Source organism: Sphingobacterium cavernae, assembly GCF_008520265.1.
Taxonomy (GTDB): domain Bacteria; phylum Bacteroidota; class Bacteroidia; order Sphingobacteriales; family Sphingobacteriaceae; genus Sphingobacterium; species Sphingobacterium cavernae.
The window spans coordinates 171846-190686 of record NZ_VIQM01000025.1 but is presented as its reverse complement, the minus strand read 5'-3'; the positions used below and the strand labels follow the sequence as shown (position 1 = coordinate 190686).

General features: G+C 35.8%; 17 protein-coding genes. 8 read left to right on the top strand and 9 right to left on the bottom strand.

The window, feature by feature from the left end; translation table 11 throughout:
- Positions 1–86 precede the first annotated feature (86 nt).
- Together FLS47_RS04675 and FLS47_RS04670 are read right to left on the bottom strand one after the other, a co-directional pair.
- Positions 87–2627: a CHAT domain-containing protein gene (locus tag FLS47_RS04675; protein ID WP_149913227.1), complete on the bottom strand. Its 2541-nt coding sequence runs from the start codon at positions 2625–2627 to the stop codon at positions 87–89.
- 5 nt (positions 2628–2632) lie between these two features.
- Positions 2633–4645: a DUF7849 domain-containing protein gene (locus FLS47_RS04670; protein ID WP_149913226.1), complete on the bottom strand. Its 2013-nt coding sequence runs from the start codon at positions 4643–4645 to the stop codon at positions 2633–2635.
- A gap of 69 nt (positions 4646–4714) precedes the next feature.
- Between FLS47_RS04670 and FLS47_RS04665 the strand changes: the two genes are divergently transcribed.
- Together FLS47_RS04665 and FLS47_RS04660 are read left to right on the top strand one after the other, a co-directional pair.
- On the top strand, positions 4715–5269 hold the full coding sequence (locus FLS47_RS04665; RefSeq protein WP_149913225.1) for an RNA polymerase sigma factor: 555 nt from the start codon (positions 4715–4717) through the stop codon (positions 5267–5269).
- A gap of 12 nt (positions 5270–5281) precedes the next feature.
- Entirely contained in the window at positions 5282–5998 is a 717-nt protein-coding gene (locus FLS47_RS04660; protein ID WP_149913224.1) for a hypothetical protein, read from the top strand.
- On the opposite strand, the gene FLS47_RS04655 is transcribed toward FLS47_RS04660, so the two are convergent.
- From FLS47_RS04655 to recJ, 3 genes are read right to left on the bottom strand one after another with little or no spacing between them, the layout of a single operon-like run.
- The gene (locus FLS47_RS04655; protein WP_149913223.1) at positions 5995–7512 is read right to left on the bottom strand and encodes a GH3 auxin-responsive promoter family protein; all 1518 of its coding nucleotides are present in this window, start codon (positions 7510–7512) and stop codon (positions 5995–5997) included. The two genes, FLS47_RS04660 and FLS47_RS04655, sit on opposite strands and share 4 nt — an antisense overlap.
- Before the next feature lie 26 nt (positions 7513–7538).
- Positions 7539–8273 (bottom strand): LPS export ABC transporter ATP-binding protein, encoded by a 735-nt coding sequence (lptB, locus tag FLS47_RS04650; RefSeq protein WP_149913222.1) that lies wholly within the window; start codon positions 8271–8273, stop codon positions 7539–7541.
- A 31-nt stretch (positions 8274–8304) separates the two neighbouring features.
- Entirely contained in the window at positions 8305–10005 is a 1701-nt protein-coding gene (gene recJ, locus FLS47_RS04645) for a single-stranded-DNA-specific exonuclease RecJ (protein WP_149913221.1), read from the bottom strand.
- A gap of 116 nt (positions 10006–10121) precedes the next feature.
- Here recJ and FLS47_RS04640 point away from each other — a divergent pair, with 116 nt between their 5' ends.
- Genes FLS47_RS04640 through FLS47_RS04630 form a run of 3 tightly spaced genes read left to right on the top strand, consistent with a single transcriptional unit; the run spans position 10122 to position 12749 of the window.
- Positions 10122–10904 carry an MBL fold metallo-hydrolase gene (locus tag FLS47_RS04640; protein ID WP_149913220.1) on the top strand — a complete coding sequence of 261 codons (783 nt, stop codon included), beginning with the start codon at positions 10122–10124 and terminating at the stop codon, positions 10902–10904.
- A 56-nt stretch (positions 10905–10960) separates the two neighbouring features.
- A complete protein-coding gene (locus FLS47_RS04635) occupies positions 10961–11440 on the top strand; it encodes a cation:proton antiporter regulatory subunit (protein WP_149913219.1) in 480 nt (159 codons plus the stop codon).
- A 4-nt stretch (positions 11441–11444) separates the two neighbouring features.
- Complete coding sequence (locus FLS47_RS04630; RefSeq protein ID WP_149913218.1) at positions 11445–12749, top strand: cation:proton antiporter; 1305 nt, start codon at positions 11445–11447, stop codon at positions 12747–12749.
- On the opposite strand, the gene FLS47_RS04625 is transcribed toward FLS47_RS04630, so the two are convergent.
- Together FLS47_RS04625 and FLS47_RS04620 are read right to left on the bottom strand one after the other, a co-directional pair.
- On the bottom strand, positions 12746–13078 hold the full coding sequence (locus FLS47_RS04625; RefSeq protein ID WP_149913217.1) for a metal-sulfur cluster assembly factor: 333 nt from the start codon (positions 13076–13078) through the stop codon (positions 12746–12748). The two genes, FLS47_RS04630 and FLS47_RS04625, sit on opposite strands and share 4 nt — an antisense overlap.
- Positions 13079–13083: 5 nt before the next feature.
- Complete coding sequence (locus FLS47_RS04620) at positions 13084–14244, bottom strand: glycosyltransferase family 4 protein (RefSeq protein ID WP_149913216.1); 1161 nt, start codon at positions 14242–14244, stop codon at positions 13084–13086.
- 87 nt (positions 14245–14331) lie between these two features.
- Here FLS47_RS04620 and FLS47_RS04615 point away from each other — a divergent pair, with 87 nt between their 5' ends.
- The gene (locus tag FLS47_RS04615; RefSeq protein ID WP_223225128.1) at positions 14332–15330 is read left to right on the top strand and encodes a polyprenyl synthetase family protein; all 999 of its coding nucleotides are present in this window, start codon (positions 14332–14334) and stop codon (positions 15328–15330) included.
- A gap of 75 nt (positions 15331–15405) precedes the next feature.
- Entirely contained in the window at positions 15406–16197 is a 792-nt protein-coding gene (locus FLS47_RS04610) for a nitrilase family protein (protein ID WP_149913214.1), read from the top strand.
- 47 nt (positions 16198–16244) lie between these two features.
- Here FLS47_RS04610 and FLS47_RS04605 read toward each other — a convergent pair whose 3' ends face one another.
- A complete protein-coding gene (locus tag FLS47_RS04605; RefSeq protein WP_149913213.1) occupies positions 16245–16622 on the bottom strand; it encodes a hypothetical protein in 378 nt (125 codons plus the stop codon).
- A 107-nt stretch (positions 16623–16729) separates the two neighbouring features.
- Between FLS47_RS04605 and FLS47_RS04600 the strand changes: the two genes are divergently transcribed.
- Complete coding sequence (locus FLS47_RS04600) at positions 16730–17170, top strand: MarR family winged helix-turn-helix transcriptional regulator (RefSeq protein WP_149913212.1); 441 nt, start codon at positions 16730–16732, stop codon at positions 17168–17170.
- Between the two features lie 38 nt (positions 17171–17208).
- On the opposite strand, the gene FLS47_RS04595 is transcribed toward FLS47_RS04600, so the two are convergent.
- Positions 17209–18768 carry an FMN-binding glutamate synthase family protein gene (locus FLS47_RS04595; RefSeq protein ID WP_149913211.1) on the bottom strand — a complete coding sequence of 520 codons (1560 nt, stop codon included), beginning with the start codon at positions 18766–18768 and terminating at the stop codon, positions 17209–17211.
- Positions 18769–18841: the final 73 nt, after the last annotated feature.

The window sequence follows — 18841 nt, the reverse complement described above, 5'->3', positions numbered from 1 at the left end:
AAAATAACTTCCGACATGGAAGATGAAGACTTGAATGAAATAACATTAATTGAATTTATAAAAGGGTATTTTATCTATTTATATACTTACTTTATTCGTCCTCGATAAGTTTTATATAAAATAATTCCCATAAAAGTAAAAAATGTAAATCCCAAAATTGCAATTAGTAGGTTTGAAGATTTCTTCAAGCCTACTTCATTTCCTATACCAGTGTAATTAATATTCGCCCAATACCATGGATTTTGTTGTTGTGGAGATGCTTGATTTATAAAATTCCTTTTGGCTTCTGCTAGTGCAAACATAGGCTTTCGGGAAGTATATAACTCATCGTAAAATTTGGATGTCAATTCCAACATGACCTCATCATTGGCAAACCAATAGGTTGAAATTACTGAAGGCACATTTTTACTCATAAAAACGCGTTGAATACTTTCTGTTCCTTCCGAAGGCAAGGCAATACCGCTGCCCGTATTGCAGGCAGAAAGAAATACTAAAGGTGTATTGATTTCAAAAAATCGCAATTGATCGGTTGAAATGGCTTGATGCAAATACAAATAAGGCGATACAACGCTGTCCAATATGGTATGCGCGGCAATATGAATGATATTTGTGCGAGCAAATGCATCGCGAATTGTTGAATCATTTTGATTAACAGGTGAAATCGCCAAAGTCTTAAATTTTGTGGTTAGATTTTTTACTTCTTGATTTACAAACTTCAGAGATGGAAGTGGTTTTGGAAACTCAGCGCGATAAAGCAATGAAATCTCTACTACATTTGTTGGTGCATTATGGGTGATAAAATGAAACAACAGAAAGGAATTCAAATACGCAAAATTGTAGGACTGGACTAAATAATTTTGATCGTACAACGCATCAAAAGGTAATCCGTACAAATCGCCATCCAAAGACAGAAATATATTTTGTTTTGAATTTTTAAGATTTGGGAGTAAAATTAAACTAAGGTATTTAGCATTCTCCAAATACCTTTGCGGATTGTTATTGAATGCATTTGGTGAATCCGCGAAATAAGTGGATTTAAAGCTTTGCAAGTTATCTATAATGCTAGTATCTACTCTTCTGTATGCTAATTTATCTTGATCGGTATAAACTATACTTAAAGATTTATCTTGATGGATATAAAAGCTGTAATACGTGCTTTTATTGTCTTTTATCTTTTGTAGAAAGTCAGATTTTGAAGGATTGAAATTTATTGTTTCAAAATAGCTTTCGGCGAGTTGAAAATCATTTTTCAAATGTGTTATTTGCTCTGAAATGTATTTTTTCTCTTGCTCTGAATCTGTTGCATCGCGTCTCTGATACAATTGTCTAATCTGATGAATAGCGGATTTAACTTGATCGGATCCCGATGTCCAATTTTCAGAACGATTGATTTCGTTGATCAGCAAACGCGCTTTACTCAATTCAATACACCACAGCAAAGTTTCGCGGTTTTCTTCGGTTTGGATTTCTAGAGAACTATTGTACAATGAAATCAATTCTTCCAAAATATTTTTATTCCAGATGTTATTTCGTAATTGATCGTTTTCGCTGGTTATCAGTTGTTGTGTTCGGAAATCGTTTTCTATGGCCCATTCGTAATACGCAAAGGCTGAATCCAAATTGTTCTCTGCTTTAAAACTTCGTGCAAGGCCCAACAATGTATAGGTATATTTATAATCTAAAATGTATTTCTTGCTTTCCTGCTGGAAATTTCGAAAAGCGATCTTATAAGTTTCAGCGGCAGATTTAAAGTCATTTTTTTCAAAATAAATATCGGCAAGGCTCAAATAGGCGTTTGCTTTATTGCGGTATTGGGTGTTTGGAAATTCATGAGTTAGAATTTGTATAGCCTTTGTAATCTCAGAACTCGATTTATGCAGTTCCGCATACTGTTTCAACGCCGAGCAATACCATATCAACGTGTCAGCCTGTAGTTTATATTTATCAAATTCTGAAAGAGCATGTTTATTATATGTCCTGCTTTCAGGAGTTTTTTCCTGTAATGCATAAGCTGTCGAAAGTGTATTAAAAAGCAGAGCCATAGTTATAGAGGACTCTATCGTATTAATTTGTTCGGAAATTAAATCAATTGCTTTTTCAGGTTCACCATTATAGATGTAAGCATTTGCAAGATTGTTGACCAAACCTAGATGTTGTTTGTATTCGGATGGTTTTAAAGAGTCTAACAAATTTTCGAGGAGTGAAATCGCTTTCTTGTTATCATCGACATGGATATAAAGCGCGGCTAGGGGCTTGAGAATGTACAATGAAATATCAATGTCTGGTATGTTTTTGTTGTTTATATAGTTTAAGGCTTTCTCATAATATTGAATACTCTTAAAAATATTGCCATGCTCTCGTAGGTTGTATGCAATGAAAATTAAACTATTTGAATAAGCTTCATATTCATAATCATCTTGCGGATCTATGTAAAGGCTATTTAAAAATGAATCGGGATTGTTCAGATATTTCCCAGGTTCATTCGCCGCTATTTCTTCGAAGTCATCAACAGAAATATGTGTCTTTGCTTTGGTTGTTGAGTTATTAGAAGTGTTGACATCTTTACAACTCCAGCAAAAAAGAATAAAAGAAAAAAATATAAAACTTACTTGAACACTGATCTTCATTCTGATTAAAAGCGCCAAATTCCATAAATTCCGCTGTACGTTTTTTGAGTCTTATCGTAAGAAAGTCTAAAACCTACTGCCGGTCCCATGTAAACTCTTCCGACATTAATATCTAAAAATGGATTATATTTTAATACACTATTCTCTTTTTCCACATTGACATTATTTTCAGTATACACATTGTCGATGGTTCCTTGTGCGGTTGCGTAATAATAGTTTTTTGAATTGCTGAATTTTGTGTTAAAATCTTTGCGTAAAGCAACTCCAGTGCCGATTGAAAACCAAGAATTGATATTATACCGAATTTGCACAGGCAATTGTACGGATAAAAAATCTCTATTTACCGTACTGTCAGCAGCTTGATATTCATATTTCACATCACGTCCATTTTCTTGGAAGGAGATAACACCTTTTTCGTCCATTCGTCCTGTTGTACTGTTACGACTGTAATAGGACGTGTAGATTTCCGCTTGCCAGAATGTTTTTTTATAAGGTGCCATTGGGGCTAATCCAAAACCCAATTGAATACCCGGTTTGAATTGGTGTTTCAATGTGTTTTCTTTTGGTGTACCAAATGTTGCAGCTGTACCAATAGTGATAATTGGCGACCAGATTTGTCTAAATCTTGAAGAGGAAATATTGGTCGTAATAGCTGGATTCTTATCGAAATAAATATCCGTGTAAGAATTAAAAGATTTGTTTCTGAACTTTTTCTTTTCCATATCAACTTCAAAAAGTATAAAACCTTTGGAGCTATCGGGATCTGTTAACGTTTTAGATGCGGTTCCCGGTAAGGCGATGTCTTTGAAATGAAAGACTAATGCCCCATTCTCTTTGATATAATATTGATAACAGCTCATTGCAGTTGGGGTTGCGCAGGTATCGCATTGTGGATATAGGGATTTCAGTCGGAACGTTTCTTTGCGTATTTCTGGTGGCAAGAACATTTCTAAACGTACCTGACGTGCGTCACCTTCGCCATCATTTTGAAACTGTACTTTGTAAGTCAGCGTCTTATTTTTCGATTGCAAGCGATAGCTCATGCGCGCAGGTCTTACCGACATTTTATTCGGATCGTGTGATTTTACTACAGGGATATCCACTTGATGTACATTAGCTATTCCATTTTCAGGAATAAAAACCCCTGTAATAGTTACAATTGCATTCGTGTCGACCAACATATCTTCGGTCACATCCAAATTGATGAGCGAGAATTGTTGCTCAGCAGTAGCAGGCTCTACGTCATATGCTGAAAGTGAATTATAAGCGCCATACAGTTCTTTAAAATAACTAACAGCTTGCTGGCTAGAACTGAAATCGGAAACTTCCTTAATCCCATAATCTGGACTTCCTGTTTTGGTAAAAGTCGACTGCTTTACAGACGCCCACATGCTGTGAAGGTTATCTTTTTGTAGTAGGCTGTCAATCTTTTCTGCATAATATTGGCTTTGGTGTGCAAGTTTGAAGCCATCCAGACCAGCTATTTTTTCATTCGAGAGAATATAAACTTTCCCTTTTTGTCCATTTGTATTCACACCGACAACCAATTGAATGTCTTCTCCAGGTTTAGCATCCGAAAGTTTGAATATTTGAAAAATTCCATTAGAGGCAAAGAAATTTTGTTCAAAATTATTAGTTTGCACACTGGCTATTGCAGTATTTGCCTTTTTATTATTGACAGGTTTCTTAGTTCTTTTTGGCTTTGGGCCATAATCATAATTATTGACAGCATATACTGAGACTTCGTAATCTCCAGGTTTAGCGTATTGATGCGTAGGTTCGGGTTGCGTATTAAAATGTCCGTCTCCAAAATCCCATAAATATTTGTAGTATGGTGTTCTTCCTCCGGGTATCTGTACCAATGGCCTTAATATCGGCTTAAAATGAAAAACTCCATCTTGTTCGTAGATATCTATATTATTCTGAAATGTGTCGATAGGGGTCGTTGAAGTATCATTTTGCGCATAACACATGTTAGAAATAAAAATGAGTAATATAGGGAGTATTTTGGTCATCATATTTTTAGGTTCATTAAGATAATGAAGTTTTAGAAATATTATTAAATTTACTAATTAATAGCCAATTAAATGCATATTGATCAAATATATATTCAATACCTAAAAGAAAATAATAGTACTGGTATTCAATTAATATATAATAAATATTCTAAACAAATTGTTACCCTCATTCAGCAAAATAGTGGGTCAGAAGATGATGGTTACGATATTTTTCAAGAATCTTTAGTGGACATTTACCATATGGTAAATAAGAAAGATTTTGTGCTTACTATAAATTTTGGGTCTTTCTTAAGTTTGGTATGTAAACGCAAATGGCTGAATGTGTTGAAGAAAAATCAACGTATGCCGGTAACAAATCTAGAACAAACTGTATTATATGTTGAAGATGAATCAACTCGAGATTGGGAGGAGATGTTGGAAACAGTAAATCGCGAGAATGCTGTGATGTCTTTACTTAACACTTTGGGAGAAAGCTGTCAGCAAATAATCAAAAGATGTATGGTCGAAAAACATCAAGAGAAAATAGCTGAATCTATGGGAATATCCTATGCCTATCTTCGGAAAAAGAAAAGTGAATGCATGGCATCACTGGTTAAGAAGATTAAAGAAAGCGGATTATTTTAAAAATTAATTGTGATGGAACATTTAGCAGACAAAATACAAGATTATATAGAAGGGCAATTGCAAGGAGAGGAGTTGCTGGAATTTGAACAGCTGATGGAGAAAGACACTGATTTTCGAAATCTTGTTCATTTGCAAAGTGAGGTACATGAAATCATCAACAGACGTCTTTCATCCAATGAAACTGATCTACGAAAGACTTTGTTTCATGCAGAAACAGAAGTACGTTTCAAAAGGAATAGACGTTTTCTTGTGGCAATAAGGCCATTTTTAGCTGTTGCAAGCGTTGCATGTGTCCTTTTATTTGGATATTTATTTTTCTTCAATACCAACAATGCCCTTTACGAGTTGCCTGATATGCAATCTGAAATCGTTCGTGGTCAAGAATCAAATAATCAATATGAAGAAGCTGTAAAATTATATAATGAAAAATTATATTCTCAAGCTAGAGCTATATTAAATTCTTTGATTCTTGCAGAACCCGAAGTTGTACAATATCAGTATTATGCAGCTTTGACATATTTGGGTGAGGAGAATTGGGCTGAATCTAAAGAAAAGTTAACACCTATTGTTGAAGGTCATTCTGTTTTTAAGGATGAGGCGAAATATTATTTAGCCGTAAGTTTGGAAAAATTGGGCAATAAACAGGAAGCAATTGCACTATTAAAAACTATTCCATCACAAGGTCAACTGGGAGAAAAAGCTCAACAACTGTTAAAAAAATTAGATTAAATTTGATGAATAAGCTTCAGCAATGGCTCTAAATAATCTCTATTATTTGCTAGTCTAGGCACTTTGTTTTGTCCACCCAATTTACCTCTTGATTTCATCCAAGTGTAAAATGTATCCTTTGGTGCGTTATGGATTAAGGGCTGAACCAATGCTAAATTTTTAAAACGTTTGGCGTCATAATCCGAGTTGATTTCGCGCAATGTCGTGTCTAGGGTTTCACAGAACTTATTGAAATCTGAAGGCTGTTTTTCAAATTCAATAATCCATTCGTGTGCTCCAGCATCTTTGTTGCTGAAATATACTGGTCCAGCTGTATAATCTTTGATTATCGCATCGGTAGCATTGCAAGCAGTATGTAATGCTTGATCTGCATTGTCGACTATGACTTCTTCTCCGAAAGTATTAATATATTGTTTAGTACGTCCAGAAATTTGGAAACGATAAGGAGATAGAGACGTAAATTTGATGGTGTCTCCAATTTTATAACGCCACAAACCTGCGTTGGTGGAAATGATGAGTGCATAATTTTTACCTAATTCCACCTCGTGTAATCCTAAAGTTTTCGGATGCTCATCGTCTAAATTTTCCATTGGAAGGAATTCGTAATAAACTCCATAGTCCAACATCAACAATAAATCTTCGGAGTCCGATTCATCTTGAATACCAAAATAACCTTCTGAAGCATTGTAATTCTCCAGATAATACATGTTTTCAGATGGAATCAACTGCTTAAATTGTTCCCTATAAGGTTTGAAGCTTACACCACCATGACCATAAAACTCAAGATTTGGCCATACTTCCAATAAGTTTTCTTTGCCTGTTATCTCTAAAATACGCTTAGCCATCACGATATTCCAGGTTGGCACACCTGCAAGGCTCGTCACATTTTCTTTTATCGTGAGTTGAGCGATTTGTTCAATTTTTTCTTCAAAATTGGGATTTAGCGTGACTTCTAAATTTGGCGTACGCATGAATTCTGCCCAAGAAGGAAGATTTCGCAGCAGAATTGATGATAAATCACCATAATATGAATCGGGACTAAAATTGTTAATTTGCGAAGATCCACCAATAACAACTGATTTTCCGGTGAATAGATTGTTATTAGGTTTATTATGGCAATAAATCGTTAACATGTCTTTTCCACCCTGAAAATGGCAGCCTTCTAAAGCTTCTAAACTGACAGGAATAAATTTGCTGCGATCTGCAGTTGTACCCGAAGATTTCGCAAACCATTTGATATCCGATGGCCACAAAATATTTTGTTCGCCTTTTATCATACGGTCGATGTAGACTTTTAAATCGTCGTAATCACTTATTGGTACTCTACTCTTAAATTCTTCAGGCGTCAAAATACTTTTGTAATCGTATTTTTTGCCCCATTCAGTTGCTTCAGCAGCGGAAATTAAATTTTGGAACCATTCTTCTTGTACATCGTGCGGATATTTGATAAAGAGTTCAATCTGATGAATTCTTTTTTGCATAATCCAAGTAAAGATAGAATTGAGTAGCGCCATAACTTAGTTAGTAATCTAGCTTTAAGTTAGAGTTTTTTTCTGCGTAATACAAAATTCTGACCTAAGTAGAATTTACGTGCCATCTCGTTTTCTGCAATATCTTCTGGCTTGCCCGTTAGCATGATTTTACCTTCTGTCAAGAGATAAGCTCTGTCGGTGATCGAAAGAGTTTCTTGCACATTGTGATCCGTAATCAATACGCCAATATTTTTGGCTTTCAATTTCGAAACGATAGACTGGATTTCTTCTACCGCAATAGGATCGACACCAGCAAAAGGTTCATCGAGAAGAATAAAGTTGGGGTTTGCGGCTAAAGCACGCGCGATTTCGGTACGACGACGTTCTCCTCCAGATAGTAAGTCACCACGGTTTTTACGTACGCGGTGCAAGCTGAATTCGCTAAGAAGCTCCTCCAATTTTGCCATTCGCTCTGCTTTATTCGGGTAATGAATTTCAAGAACAGCGAGAATATTATTTTCTACAGAAAGCTTACGAAATACAGAAGCCTCTTGCGCTAAATAGCCAATGCCTTTTTGAGCACGTTGAAACATCGCATCTTTGGTGATTTCTTCATCATTCAGATATACAGCGCCTTCATTAGGTTTGATAAGACCTACAATCATATAAAACGATGTCGTCTTTCCAGCACCATTAGGACCTAATAATCCAACGATTTCACCTTGTTCCACATGAAATGAAACATCATTAACAACAGTACGTTGTTTATATTTTTTGATGAGATGTTCTGCTCTAAGTATCATGAATTAATATTTCAGCTATTGCAAATATATTTTAATATCGGATTGCTTTGATATTTAATTGCAAATTCTTTTTGCCTCTCCAATTGTTTTCTTCTATCGTATAGCAAATGTCGAAGGGCTTTTGATTTTGTATGTATGGCAATTGTTCGGCTAATCCGAAGGCTATACAATCAAAACTTGGTGAACCTTCATGATGAACAGACAATTTTAAGTGATTGTTTCCAACAATATATGCTGAGCCGAGAATTTTAACATTTTTTGACATGAATACCGGAGCTTCATTTTGCGGACCAAATGGTTCAAATTGTTTTAAAATCCGGTTAAGTTTGCCATCAATATCTTTCAATTCTATTTCCAGATCGATTGTTACTTCTTGCTGAAGCATCTCTGGTTTGATGGATTTTTGAACGACATCTTCGAATTTTTGCTGAAATAAACTGATGTTTTCTTCACGCATGGTCAAGCCAGCAGCATATTTATGTCCACCAAATTGATCGAGTAAGTCACTGCATTCACTTAATGCTTCGTATAAATCAAAGCCAATTACTGAACGCGCCGATCCAGCAATATGTCCATTTGTCTGTGTTAAAATTACAGTAGGACGGTAATATTTTTCTGTCAGTCTCGATGCAACAATTCCTATTACACCTTTGTGCCAATCTGATTTATATAAAACGGTAGATTTTCGCAATTGATTCTCTGCAGACGCTTCTATAATGGATAGTGCTTCATTCGTGATATTCAGATCAAAATCTTTACGCAGATTGTTTTGATCGTCGACAGCCATTGAAAAGTTCTTAGCTTCTTCTTCAGATTTAGAAATCAAAAGTCGCACAGCGTCTTTGGCATGTTCAATTCTTCCAGCAGCATTGATTCGAGGCCCAATCTGAAAGACTATATCATTTACAGAGAAAGTACGTGTGCGGTTGGTGGATAAATCAATCAAGGCTTTAAAACCTACGGATGGATTTGTGTTTAATTTTTTAAGACCAAAATGTGTTAGTGTCCTATTTTCTCCAGTGATGGGAACAATATCTGACGCAATGCTTACGGCCACCAAATCCAAATACTGATAAGCAGCTTCCATATCCATATTGTTTTTCTTGATGAAAGCTTGGATAATTTTAAAGCCTATGCCACAGCCTGAAAGTTCTTTGTACGGATAGTCGCAATCTTCGCGCTTTGGATCTAATACAGCAACAGCATTTGGAATATTTTCACCTGGTAGATGGTGATCGCCAATGATAAAATCTATGCCTTTACTATTCGCATAATCGATTTTATCCAATGCTTTAATACCACAATCTAACGCAATGATTAACGAAAAGCCATTTTCTGCGGCGTAATCTATTCCTTGTGTGGAGATACCATAACCTTCCGCGTAGCGGTCCGGAATATAAAATTCAATACGGGAATGAAACGCCCGAAAAAAGCTGTATACAACAGAGACTGCTGTAGTGCCATCAACATCGTAATCTCCGTAAATTAGGATTTTTTCTTTGTTGCCGATTGCTTGCTCAATGCGGGTTATCGCGACGTCCATATCCTTCATCAAAAAAGGATCATGTAAATGATCCAACGAAGGTCTGAAATAAAGTCTTGCTTGTTCGAAGGTGTCAATAGCACGGCTGACCAAAAGGTTTGCAACGATGTCATTGACACCTAGTTCTGCTTTTAAATGATTAACTTTGTTGCTATTATTTTTTGGTTTTAGGACCCACCTTTTTTGCATATCTTTGCACAGTATTTGTATGTAAATATACATTTTATAGGTGTAGTAACCTAATACTCGCAGTTGATAATTAAATTGTTGTTTCCTAACTATCATATTTACAATAAAATAAAAGAATGATTCAAGCGTATTCTTTATTCGAAGGTTCCTTCTCTGTTGATGCATCGAAAAAATTTGTTCCTTTTGATCCTGAAAAGGATGATCCTAAAAGCCGTCCAGCATCTTTATTTGTTCACGTTCATCCTTTTTTGATTGAATCAACTAATGGTTTAATATTGTGTGACGCAGGACTCGGATTTCGTACAGATGAGGACGAATTATTGATTCATCAGAATATTCGTAAATTGGGGTTTGAACCTGAAGATGTGAAATACGTATTGATGTCTCATTTGCACAAAGATCATACAGGAGGTTTGGTTGATTTTAAAGATGGAGTTGGGCGTGTAGCATTTCCCGAGGCGGAATATATTATTCAGCGAGGCGAATGGGAGAATGCATATTCTACGGAATCAGCTTCTTACCGCACGGAAGTGTTTGATGTTATTCAACGTTCTGGAAACTTGACTTTAGTCGAAGGAGAAGGAATTGTAAATAATGAAATTCGTTACGAAATAAATGGCGGACACACAGAATATCATCAAGCCTTTCATATTGAGACGGGTGGCGAACATTTCTTCTTTGGTGGTGATGTATTGCCTGAGCCCGAAGAGTTGTTCAAAAATTTCATAGCGAAATATGATTTTGATGGAAGAGCATCGCGCGATAAGCGTAAAGAATATTGGGAACAAGGTGCTCCAGAGGGTTGGATTTATTTATTTTACCATGGCAAATCTTTGGCTATGGGACTACCGAAATTGAAAGACGATGGGACTTATATGTTAGTTGATCCTAACAAATAGCCCATTTTTATTATATTTGAATAAATCAGTTGTTTTAAAACTAATAACATAGTACTATGTCAGTAGTTAGAGAAAGTGATCTTATTGGTATTGGTAAAAAGTTTCAGATTGAAACAGAAGCTGGTGACAATATGGTCGTAGTAATTCATGATGATGGTCGTCGTGAACTGTACCGTCATGATGACGAAGATAATGAAACACATTGTGTGATGACATTATCCGATGAAGAATCGCGTCAAGTAGCTGGAATTATTGGAGGATTATCCTACAAGCCAAAAGCTTTGGAAACCATTGAGGTCGCGTTGGATGACTTGCGCATCGAATGGTATAAAGTAGAAGCTTCAAATGATGGCGTGAACAAAAGCATTGGTGAATTGGGCGTACGTCAAAAAACAGGTGCTTCTATCATTGCCGCTATCAAAGATTCGGATACCATCATCAATCCAGGGCCAGATTATGTAATCGAACCAGGAGCAACGTTAGTAATCGCAGGTAAAGCAAAAAACATCAAATTACTCAAAGAATTATTAGTGTAAAAATATGTCGCATATCATAATTTTAGAAATAGGAATAGCTGTCTTACTGGTCGCATCAGTTGGTTTACTGGCGAATAGATTACGTTTTTCTGTCATTCCATTTTTTATTATTATAGGCATGTTATTAGGCAATAAGGAATATCCTGACTTTATTGCGAATTTCCTCTCATCTATCAATGTTCCCGCTGTCACTACAACAGTGGATAGCGTTTGGTCTTTCCTTACTTTTTCCGAAAGTAAACCATTCATCGATTTTATGGGTAGGCTGGGTGTGCTGTTTCTCCTGTTTTACCTCGGATTAGAGTTTTCTGTAAGTAGATTGATTAAATCTGGGAAATCCATTCTTACGGGTGGAACGCTTTATGTAATCCTGAATTTTGTTTCGGGGCTGCTTATTGGCTGGTTGATGGATTTGCCTTTCAAGGAATTGATGGTACTCTGCGGTCTGATGACCAGTTCTTCTACTGCTATTGTAGCCAAGGTATTAACTGATTTGAAGCGTACAGCAAATGCAGAAACGGAAGTAATCATGGGTATGATTATGTTTGATGATTTGTTTATTGCAATGCACATTTCGTTCCTATCGGGACTTATTTTGACAGGAAGTACGTCGGTTTGGGCAGTTGCAGGAACATCTTTGCTGGCACTTGGATTTATACTTACATTTTTAATTTTAGGGCGAAAACTCGTTCCTTTTATCGATAAGATACTTCACGATAAATCATCTGAATTATTTATACTCATCATTTTTAGTTTACTTTTTGTAATAGCGGGATTTTCCGAAACCATCCACGTTGCTGAAGCTATCGGTGCGTTAATGGCTGGATTAGTGTTTGCAGATTCAAAATATATAAAGAAGATTGAAGCAATGGTTCTTCCTTATAAGGACTTCTTTGGCGCCATGTTCTTCTTTAGTTTTGGACTTTCGATAGATATTTATTCACTAGGTGGTGCAGTAGGTTGGGCGGCTATAGCGGCAGTATTTACTGTTATTTGCAATGTGGCTTCTGGATATTTCGCCGCTCATTTTGCGAAAATGAAACCGCGCGCTTCATTTGATATTGGTTTAACGTTATCCGCAAGAGGTGAATTTTCTATTATTATGGCAAATATTGGTAAAGCAGGTGGTTTGTTGCCTGTCATTCAATCTTTCGTAGTAGTATATGTTTTGATATTATCTATTGTCTCTCCATTACTGACTAAAGAATCAAGAAATCTTTGGAATGTATTATTTGGTGAAGATAAAAAAGCTCCCAAACCCAAAAAGACTTTAGCTGAGTTGGAAGCTTCAGTGGCGGAGAAAGACTAAAGAAAACCTAATTCTAATTTAGCTTCTTCGCTCATCATATCTCTATTCCATGGTGGATCGAATGTTAGTTCTACTAATGACTCATTTACACCTTCAATAGACGCTACCTTGCGTTGTACTTCGTCCATGATTTCACCCGCAACAGGGCAGCCTGGCGCAGTCAACGTCATTACGACTTTTGCTATACCGCCTTCTTTCGTGATTATTTCATATACCAATCCCAAATCCACAATATTCGCAGGTTTCAACTCTGGATCGTAAATGCTTTCTAATACTTCTCTAATTTTGGGTGCCAACCCCAAATGATCTATAATGATTATGTTGCTCATCGTTTTTAATTATTGTTTAAGACTGTTGTATAAATCATCTCAAGTGATTTGATATTATTTTCCAGTGTATATTTTTTATTATATTCTTTTATACAATTTTTACTGATTTCTTGTTTTGATTGATCCGACAAACCAGAAAATTTATCTAGTATTGTTATCAAGCTTTCTACTTCTCCAGGTGCGAAATGAAAGCCTGTCTCCCCATTTATTATCATTTCATCTAAAACCCCAATCTTACTCGCAATAACAGGAGTTCCTGCTGCATACGCCTCCAAAACAGTCATTGGCATTCCTTCAAACCATACGGATGGAACAATCAACGCTTGACTTGACGCTAATGCTTGATTTAATACTTCTTTATTTTGAAAACCCCGATATTGAATATTGTTGCTATTATTTGAGGTATTTTTTACTTCTTCGATAAGAGGACCGTCTCCGTAAATTTCAAGATTATAATCTGGTCTATCTACAAATGCAACTAATAAGGTTTTTATACCTTTTTCGATAGAAAGCCTACCTATAAATACAAAACTATTACTTTCAGTATGATTTTTTAATGCTGTTGGTTCAATCGCATTAACTTTTAACGCAATTTGATTCTCTTCTATATTTTTGGAAGATTTTAAAATCAAGGTTTTCATGAATTTGGAGAAAACCAAATACTTATTAATTTGCTTCCAAGTTCCTAATTTCTTATGTAAATAATATGTGAAAGCAACCCAAAAAGTTTTGAAAAAAGAATTGTCTAAAGATTTCATTTTAACAGACTTCCATGGGAATTCTTTGTCAATCGTATCCAAGAAGATTTCATCATGTGCAAATAAAGTTGCTGAAGGATCAAGTAGTCGATAGTTATGTAAAGTATTAACCATTTTGAATCCTGACTGATGTAATCGTCGAATTACCAAAGGTCCAATCGCATAATGTAAATTATGAATATGAACAATGTCTGCTCTGAATTCTCTCGCTTTTCGAAGTATTTTGGCTGCGGCGAAGATGTTCCAAGGATACAAGGAAAACTGAATTAGTCCTTCCAATCCTTTGCGATTTTGAAAAGTAATAGTCTCCACTTGATGGTCTTTTTTCAAAGCTTCCACCTCTTGGTGAAACACCACATCTTCACCACCCTTATGTTGGTAATAATTATGGACAACCAAAATTCGCATGAGATTTTTTTCTACAAATATACTATTAATACCACCGTCAAATTACAAGGAATTGTAAAACAGTTAAAATATATATAGTATCTTCGTGTGAATATTCACGTACTACATATGTTTGGAAATCCGTACTATGCTGAGAAAATCAGTGATGCATTAGAAAATATACAATTACCTGAATCACCGAAAAATCTTTACGATCCTATTCATTATATTCTGTCTCTTTCAGGAAAGCGTATTCGTCCGCAATTGGTGTTTATGGGAGCAAGTTTATTTGGGTATGATAATATTGAAGATGTTCTTCCGGCATCTATTGCGATAGAATATTTTCACAATTTCTCGTTGATGCATGACGACATCATGGACAAAGCGCCGCTTCGTCGTGGTAAGCAAACCGTACATCAAAAGTGGAATGATAGTGTAGCTATACTTTCTGGAGATGCTCTATTGGTAAAATCATACGAAGAATTATCAAAATGTCCTGCTCAAACGGTGCCAGAATTATTAAAAACATTTAATCGTGTGGCTCTGGAAGTATGTGAAGGTCAGCAACATGATATGGATTTTGAACTTCGGAATGATGTCAGCGAGTCCGAATACATCAATATGATTCGGTTAAAAACCTCAGTTTTATTGGGCGGTGCTTTAGAAATGGGTGCGATTATTGCGGGTGTAGATGCATTGGTGCGGAAAAAACTATATGATTTTGGTGTGAATCTCGGAATTGCATTCCAACTTCAAGATGATATTTTAGATACTTTCGGTGATCCAGAGACGTTTGGAAAGCAAGTAGGTGGAGATATTATAGTGAATAAAAAGACAATTCTACATATTATGCTGAAAAAGGCCTTGAATTCGGATGATCTGGTAGAATTTGAAAGTATTTTATCTTTGAATGAGTCTGAGGGAATAGCAAAGGTTGAAAGAATGAAAAATTTATACACCAAGTATAAAATATTTGAACAAGCAAATGCGTTAAAAGGAGAGTATTCGTCAAAATCTTTGGAAAGTTTATCGGCAATAAATGTTTCATCAGAAAATAAACAAGATTTGATTATTTTGTCTAATAATTTATTGAATCGTAGTAAATAACGGTTAAGAATTATGTTTTTTGTTGAATTTTAGTATATTAGAATATAATAATTGTAAAGAAGGAATCACCTATTAATGGAACCTATAAAAATCACCATATTTCAAGCTTATCTCTTTTGGGAAAATGTTGAAAAAAACCTTCAGAATTTAAGCTTGCGCCTATCATCTTTGCGTGAAAAGACAGATTTGATTATTTTACCCGAAATGTTCAATACTGGTTTTACGACGAATGTGGAGAAATGTGCAGAAGAGATGGACGGGATGACGATGCGATGGTTGTACGAGACAGCAAAGAAATTTGATTGTGTTGTAGCTGGAACTCTTATAGTACGGGAGGGCGGTAATTATTATAATCGTTTTGTGTGGATGTCTGCCGATGGTAGTTATGTACACTATGACAAACGTCATTTATTTGGAATGGCGAAAGAAGGCGCGCCGAAGGAAAGCGATTTGTTTTCTGCTGGAAAATCGCGAATCATGTTGCAGCTGAAGGGGTGGAAAATTTGTCCGATGATTTGTTATGATTTAAGATTTCCAGTTTGGTCTAGAAATGCCGAAAATGGCTATGATTTGTTAGTGTATACTGCAAGTTGGCCAGACAAGCGTTCGTCACATTGGCGTGCGTTGATTCCTGCACGTGCTATTGAAAATCAAGCTTACGTGATTGGGGTAAATCGTGTCGGGCATGATGGCAATGAAGTGTATTATTCAGGCGGATCAATGTGTATTTCGCCACTAGGAGATGTAATATATTACAAGCCTGAGGATGAAGATTTATATACTTTTACATTAAATCCGCAAGACCTTCAAAAATCGAGAGAACAGTTTCCATTCTTGCAGGATGGCGATAAATTTAACATTTTGTAAAAAAAATATTCTAAAAAAAATGCTCGTAATTTATTTACGAGCATTTTTTATTTATAAGGTCTTTCCAATATAGCTGCTTGAATTACCGCTTGTCTCAAATCAAAATCAACTACATTTTTTTCTGATTGTTTCTCTTCAATACGTGGTGTTGGTAATGGATTTTTTATTTGATTTTGCCTTCTTCTTTGTTGTGCAGCGATTACTTCTGCCGGAATTTCCTCTGGATAAGTTCTCTCCAATGGGGCAGTATATGTTTCCTGACGTTTGGCTTTTTCTATAGTTTGTTGAATCGGAGGAATACGAGTGGGTTGCGGACGCACATTCGGTCTACGAGATTTGGATTTCTCCATTTCTTTCTGATAGTTTTTATATACATTATATATTAACCCTCCAATTGCAATTAGCACTATAATGAAATTTTCCATAGCTAAATATATTAAATATTAAATATTTAATTTGAAAAATGATAAAAATTTGCAAAATTCACATATTCTTCTTTAATTGCATAAGCAACCTAAATTATTACTAAATAATGAGTGACGAACTACTACAATCAGATGAATTTTTTTCTTTCCTTACAGGGAAAGTTTCGACCGCTATATCTCGGCGGCTTCAACGTAACTTGAAGCTCGCAAAATTGAATATTACTTCTGAACAATGGACGATTTTATATCATTTGTGGCAAGAGGAAGGATTGACACAACAAGAATTAGCAAACTTAACATTTCGCGATAAGCCAAGTATAACGCGATTAATTAATAACTTAGAGAAAATATCGTTAGTTATTCGTGTAAATGATAAACAGGATCGTCGTTCAAACTTAATCTATTTAACCAAAGAAGGGCGCAAACTGAAAGAGGAAGGTATGAAGCAATCCACTATTACATTAAATGAAGCTGTAGCTGGATTGAATTTGGAGGAACTTCGTGCTGCACAACATATTCTAGATAAAGTATTTCAAAATATTAAATAAAAAACTAAGGTCGACTATTTAGTCGACCTTAGTTTTTATTAGTCATCCAAAAATTCTTCTTTTTGGAATGAATTTTCTCTCTTATTATATTTTCCAGTTTTGTTGAAATATATATCGTGGAAACTTACTGTATTCACGGCGTCAACTTTTCTGAAGAATTTTTCTGCTTTGATATCATCCACTGTTTTGAATCCACATGCTTCCATGATTTCTACAGTTGCACGTAATGTATTTCGGTGAAATTGCGCAACGCGCACATGTTTATCAGCAACATCTAGTCCTTTGTATAAGTGCGGTTTTTGCGTTGCAACTCCTACTGGACATACGTCTTCATTACATTTCAAAGCTTGAATACATCCTAAGGCGAACATCATTCCACGGGCACTGTAACATGCATCTGCTCCCAAAGCTAGTGCTTTCATTAAATCAAATCCTGTTACAATTCGGCTCGAAGCGATGATTTTTATATGTTTTTTCAACCCATAATTGATTAATGTAGTTGTCACAAAAGTCAACGCGTCGTATAACGGCATACCGATATTGTCAGTAAACTCTAACGGAGCTGCCCCTGTTCCACCTTCAGAGCCATCAATGGAGATAAAGTCTGGGTAGATCTGCGTATTCTGCATTGCATGACAGATGTCTATAAACTCTTGTTTGTCACCTATACAAATTTTGAAACCTACAGGTTTGTATCCCGACAATTCGCGAAGTTTTTGAATGAAATACATCATATCCTCTGGATTGCCAAATGCACTGTGCGCTGGAGGTGACATGACATCTGTTCCCGGAATGACGTGACGGATTGCCGCAACTTCTGGTGTATTTTTAGCAGCTGGAAGGATACCTCCATGACCAGGCTTCGCACCTTGCGACATTTTCAACTCAATCATTTTAACGTAAGGTCTATTCGCTTTTTCAGCGAAAAGGTCTCCATTAAAATATCCATTTTCATCTCTACATCCAAAATACCCTGTGCCAATCTGCCAAATCAAATCTCCACCATTGATGTGGTAATTTGAAATACCACCTTCTCCTGTATTATGTGCAAATTTCTGTAATGCTGCACCTTTGTTTAATGCGGTAATAGCAGTTTTGCTCAATGCACCATAACTCATAGCAGAAATATTGAAAATACTCAAACTATAAGGTTGCTTACAAGCTGCATTACCCACCATCGTGCGCAAATCGTGGTTTTCTATATGTGTAGGGAAAATGGAGTGTGCTACCCACTCATTACCTACTGCTTGCGGATCAGTTTGCATACCGAATGCAACCGTCTCGCGTTGGTTTTTAGCTCGTTGATAGACGATAGAACGTTGTCTTCTATTGAACGGTCTACCATCCGTATCTGATTCCCAAAAATACTGTCTTAGCTCTGGTCTAAAAGATTCAAAGAAATAGCGAAAAGCTCCTACAACAGGGTAATTTCTAAGAATAGCATGATGTGTCTGTAGACTGTGATAAATTGCAACGACTAATAATGGAATAGGAATTATTAATAACCAAAACCATCTTGGTGTGAATATTAATCCAAAGGAGATGATGATAAGGTTTATTACAATTATGGATATAAGAATTAGTTTTCTAACTGCCATGATTCAATCTGAAGTTATAGTATATACTAATATTTGTTTTAAAATATTCTACAAAATTAGTAAGTAATTTCAG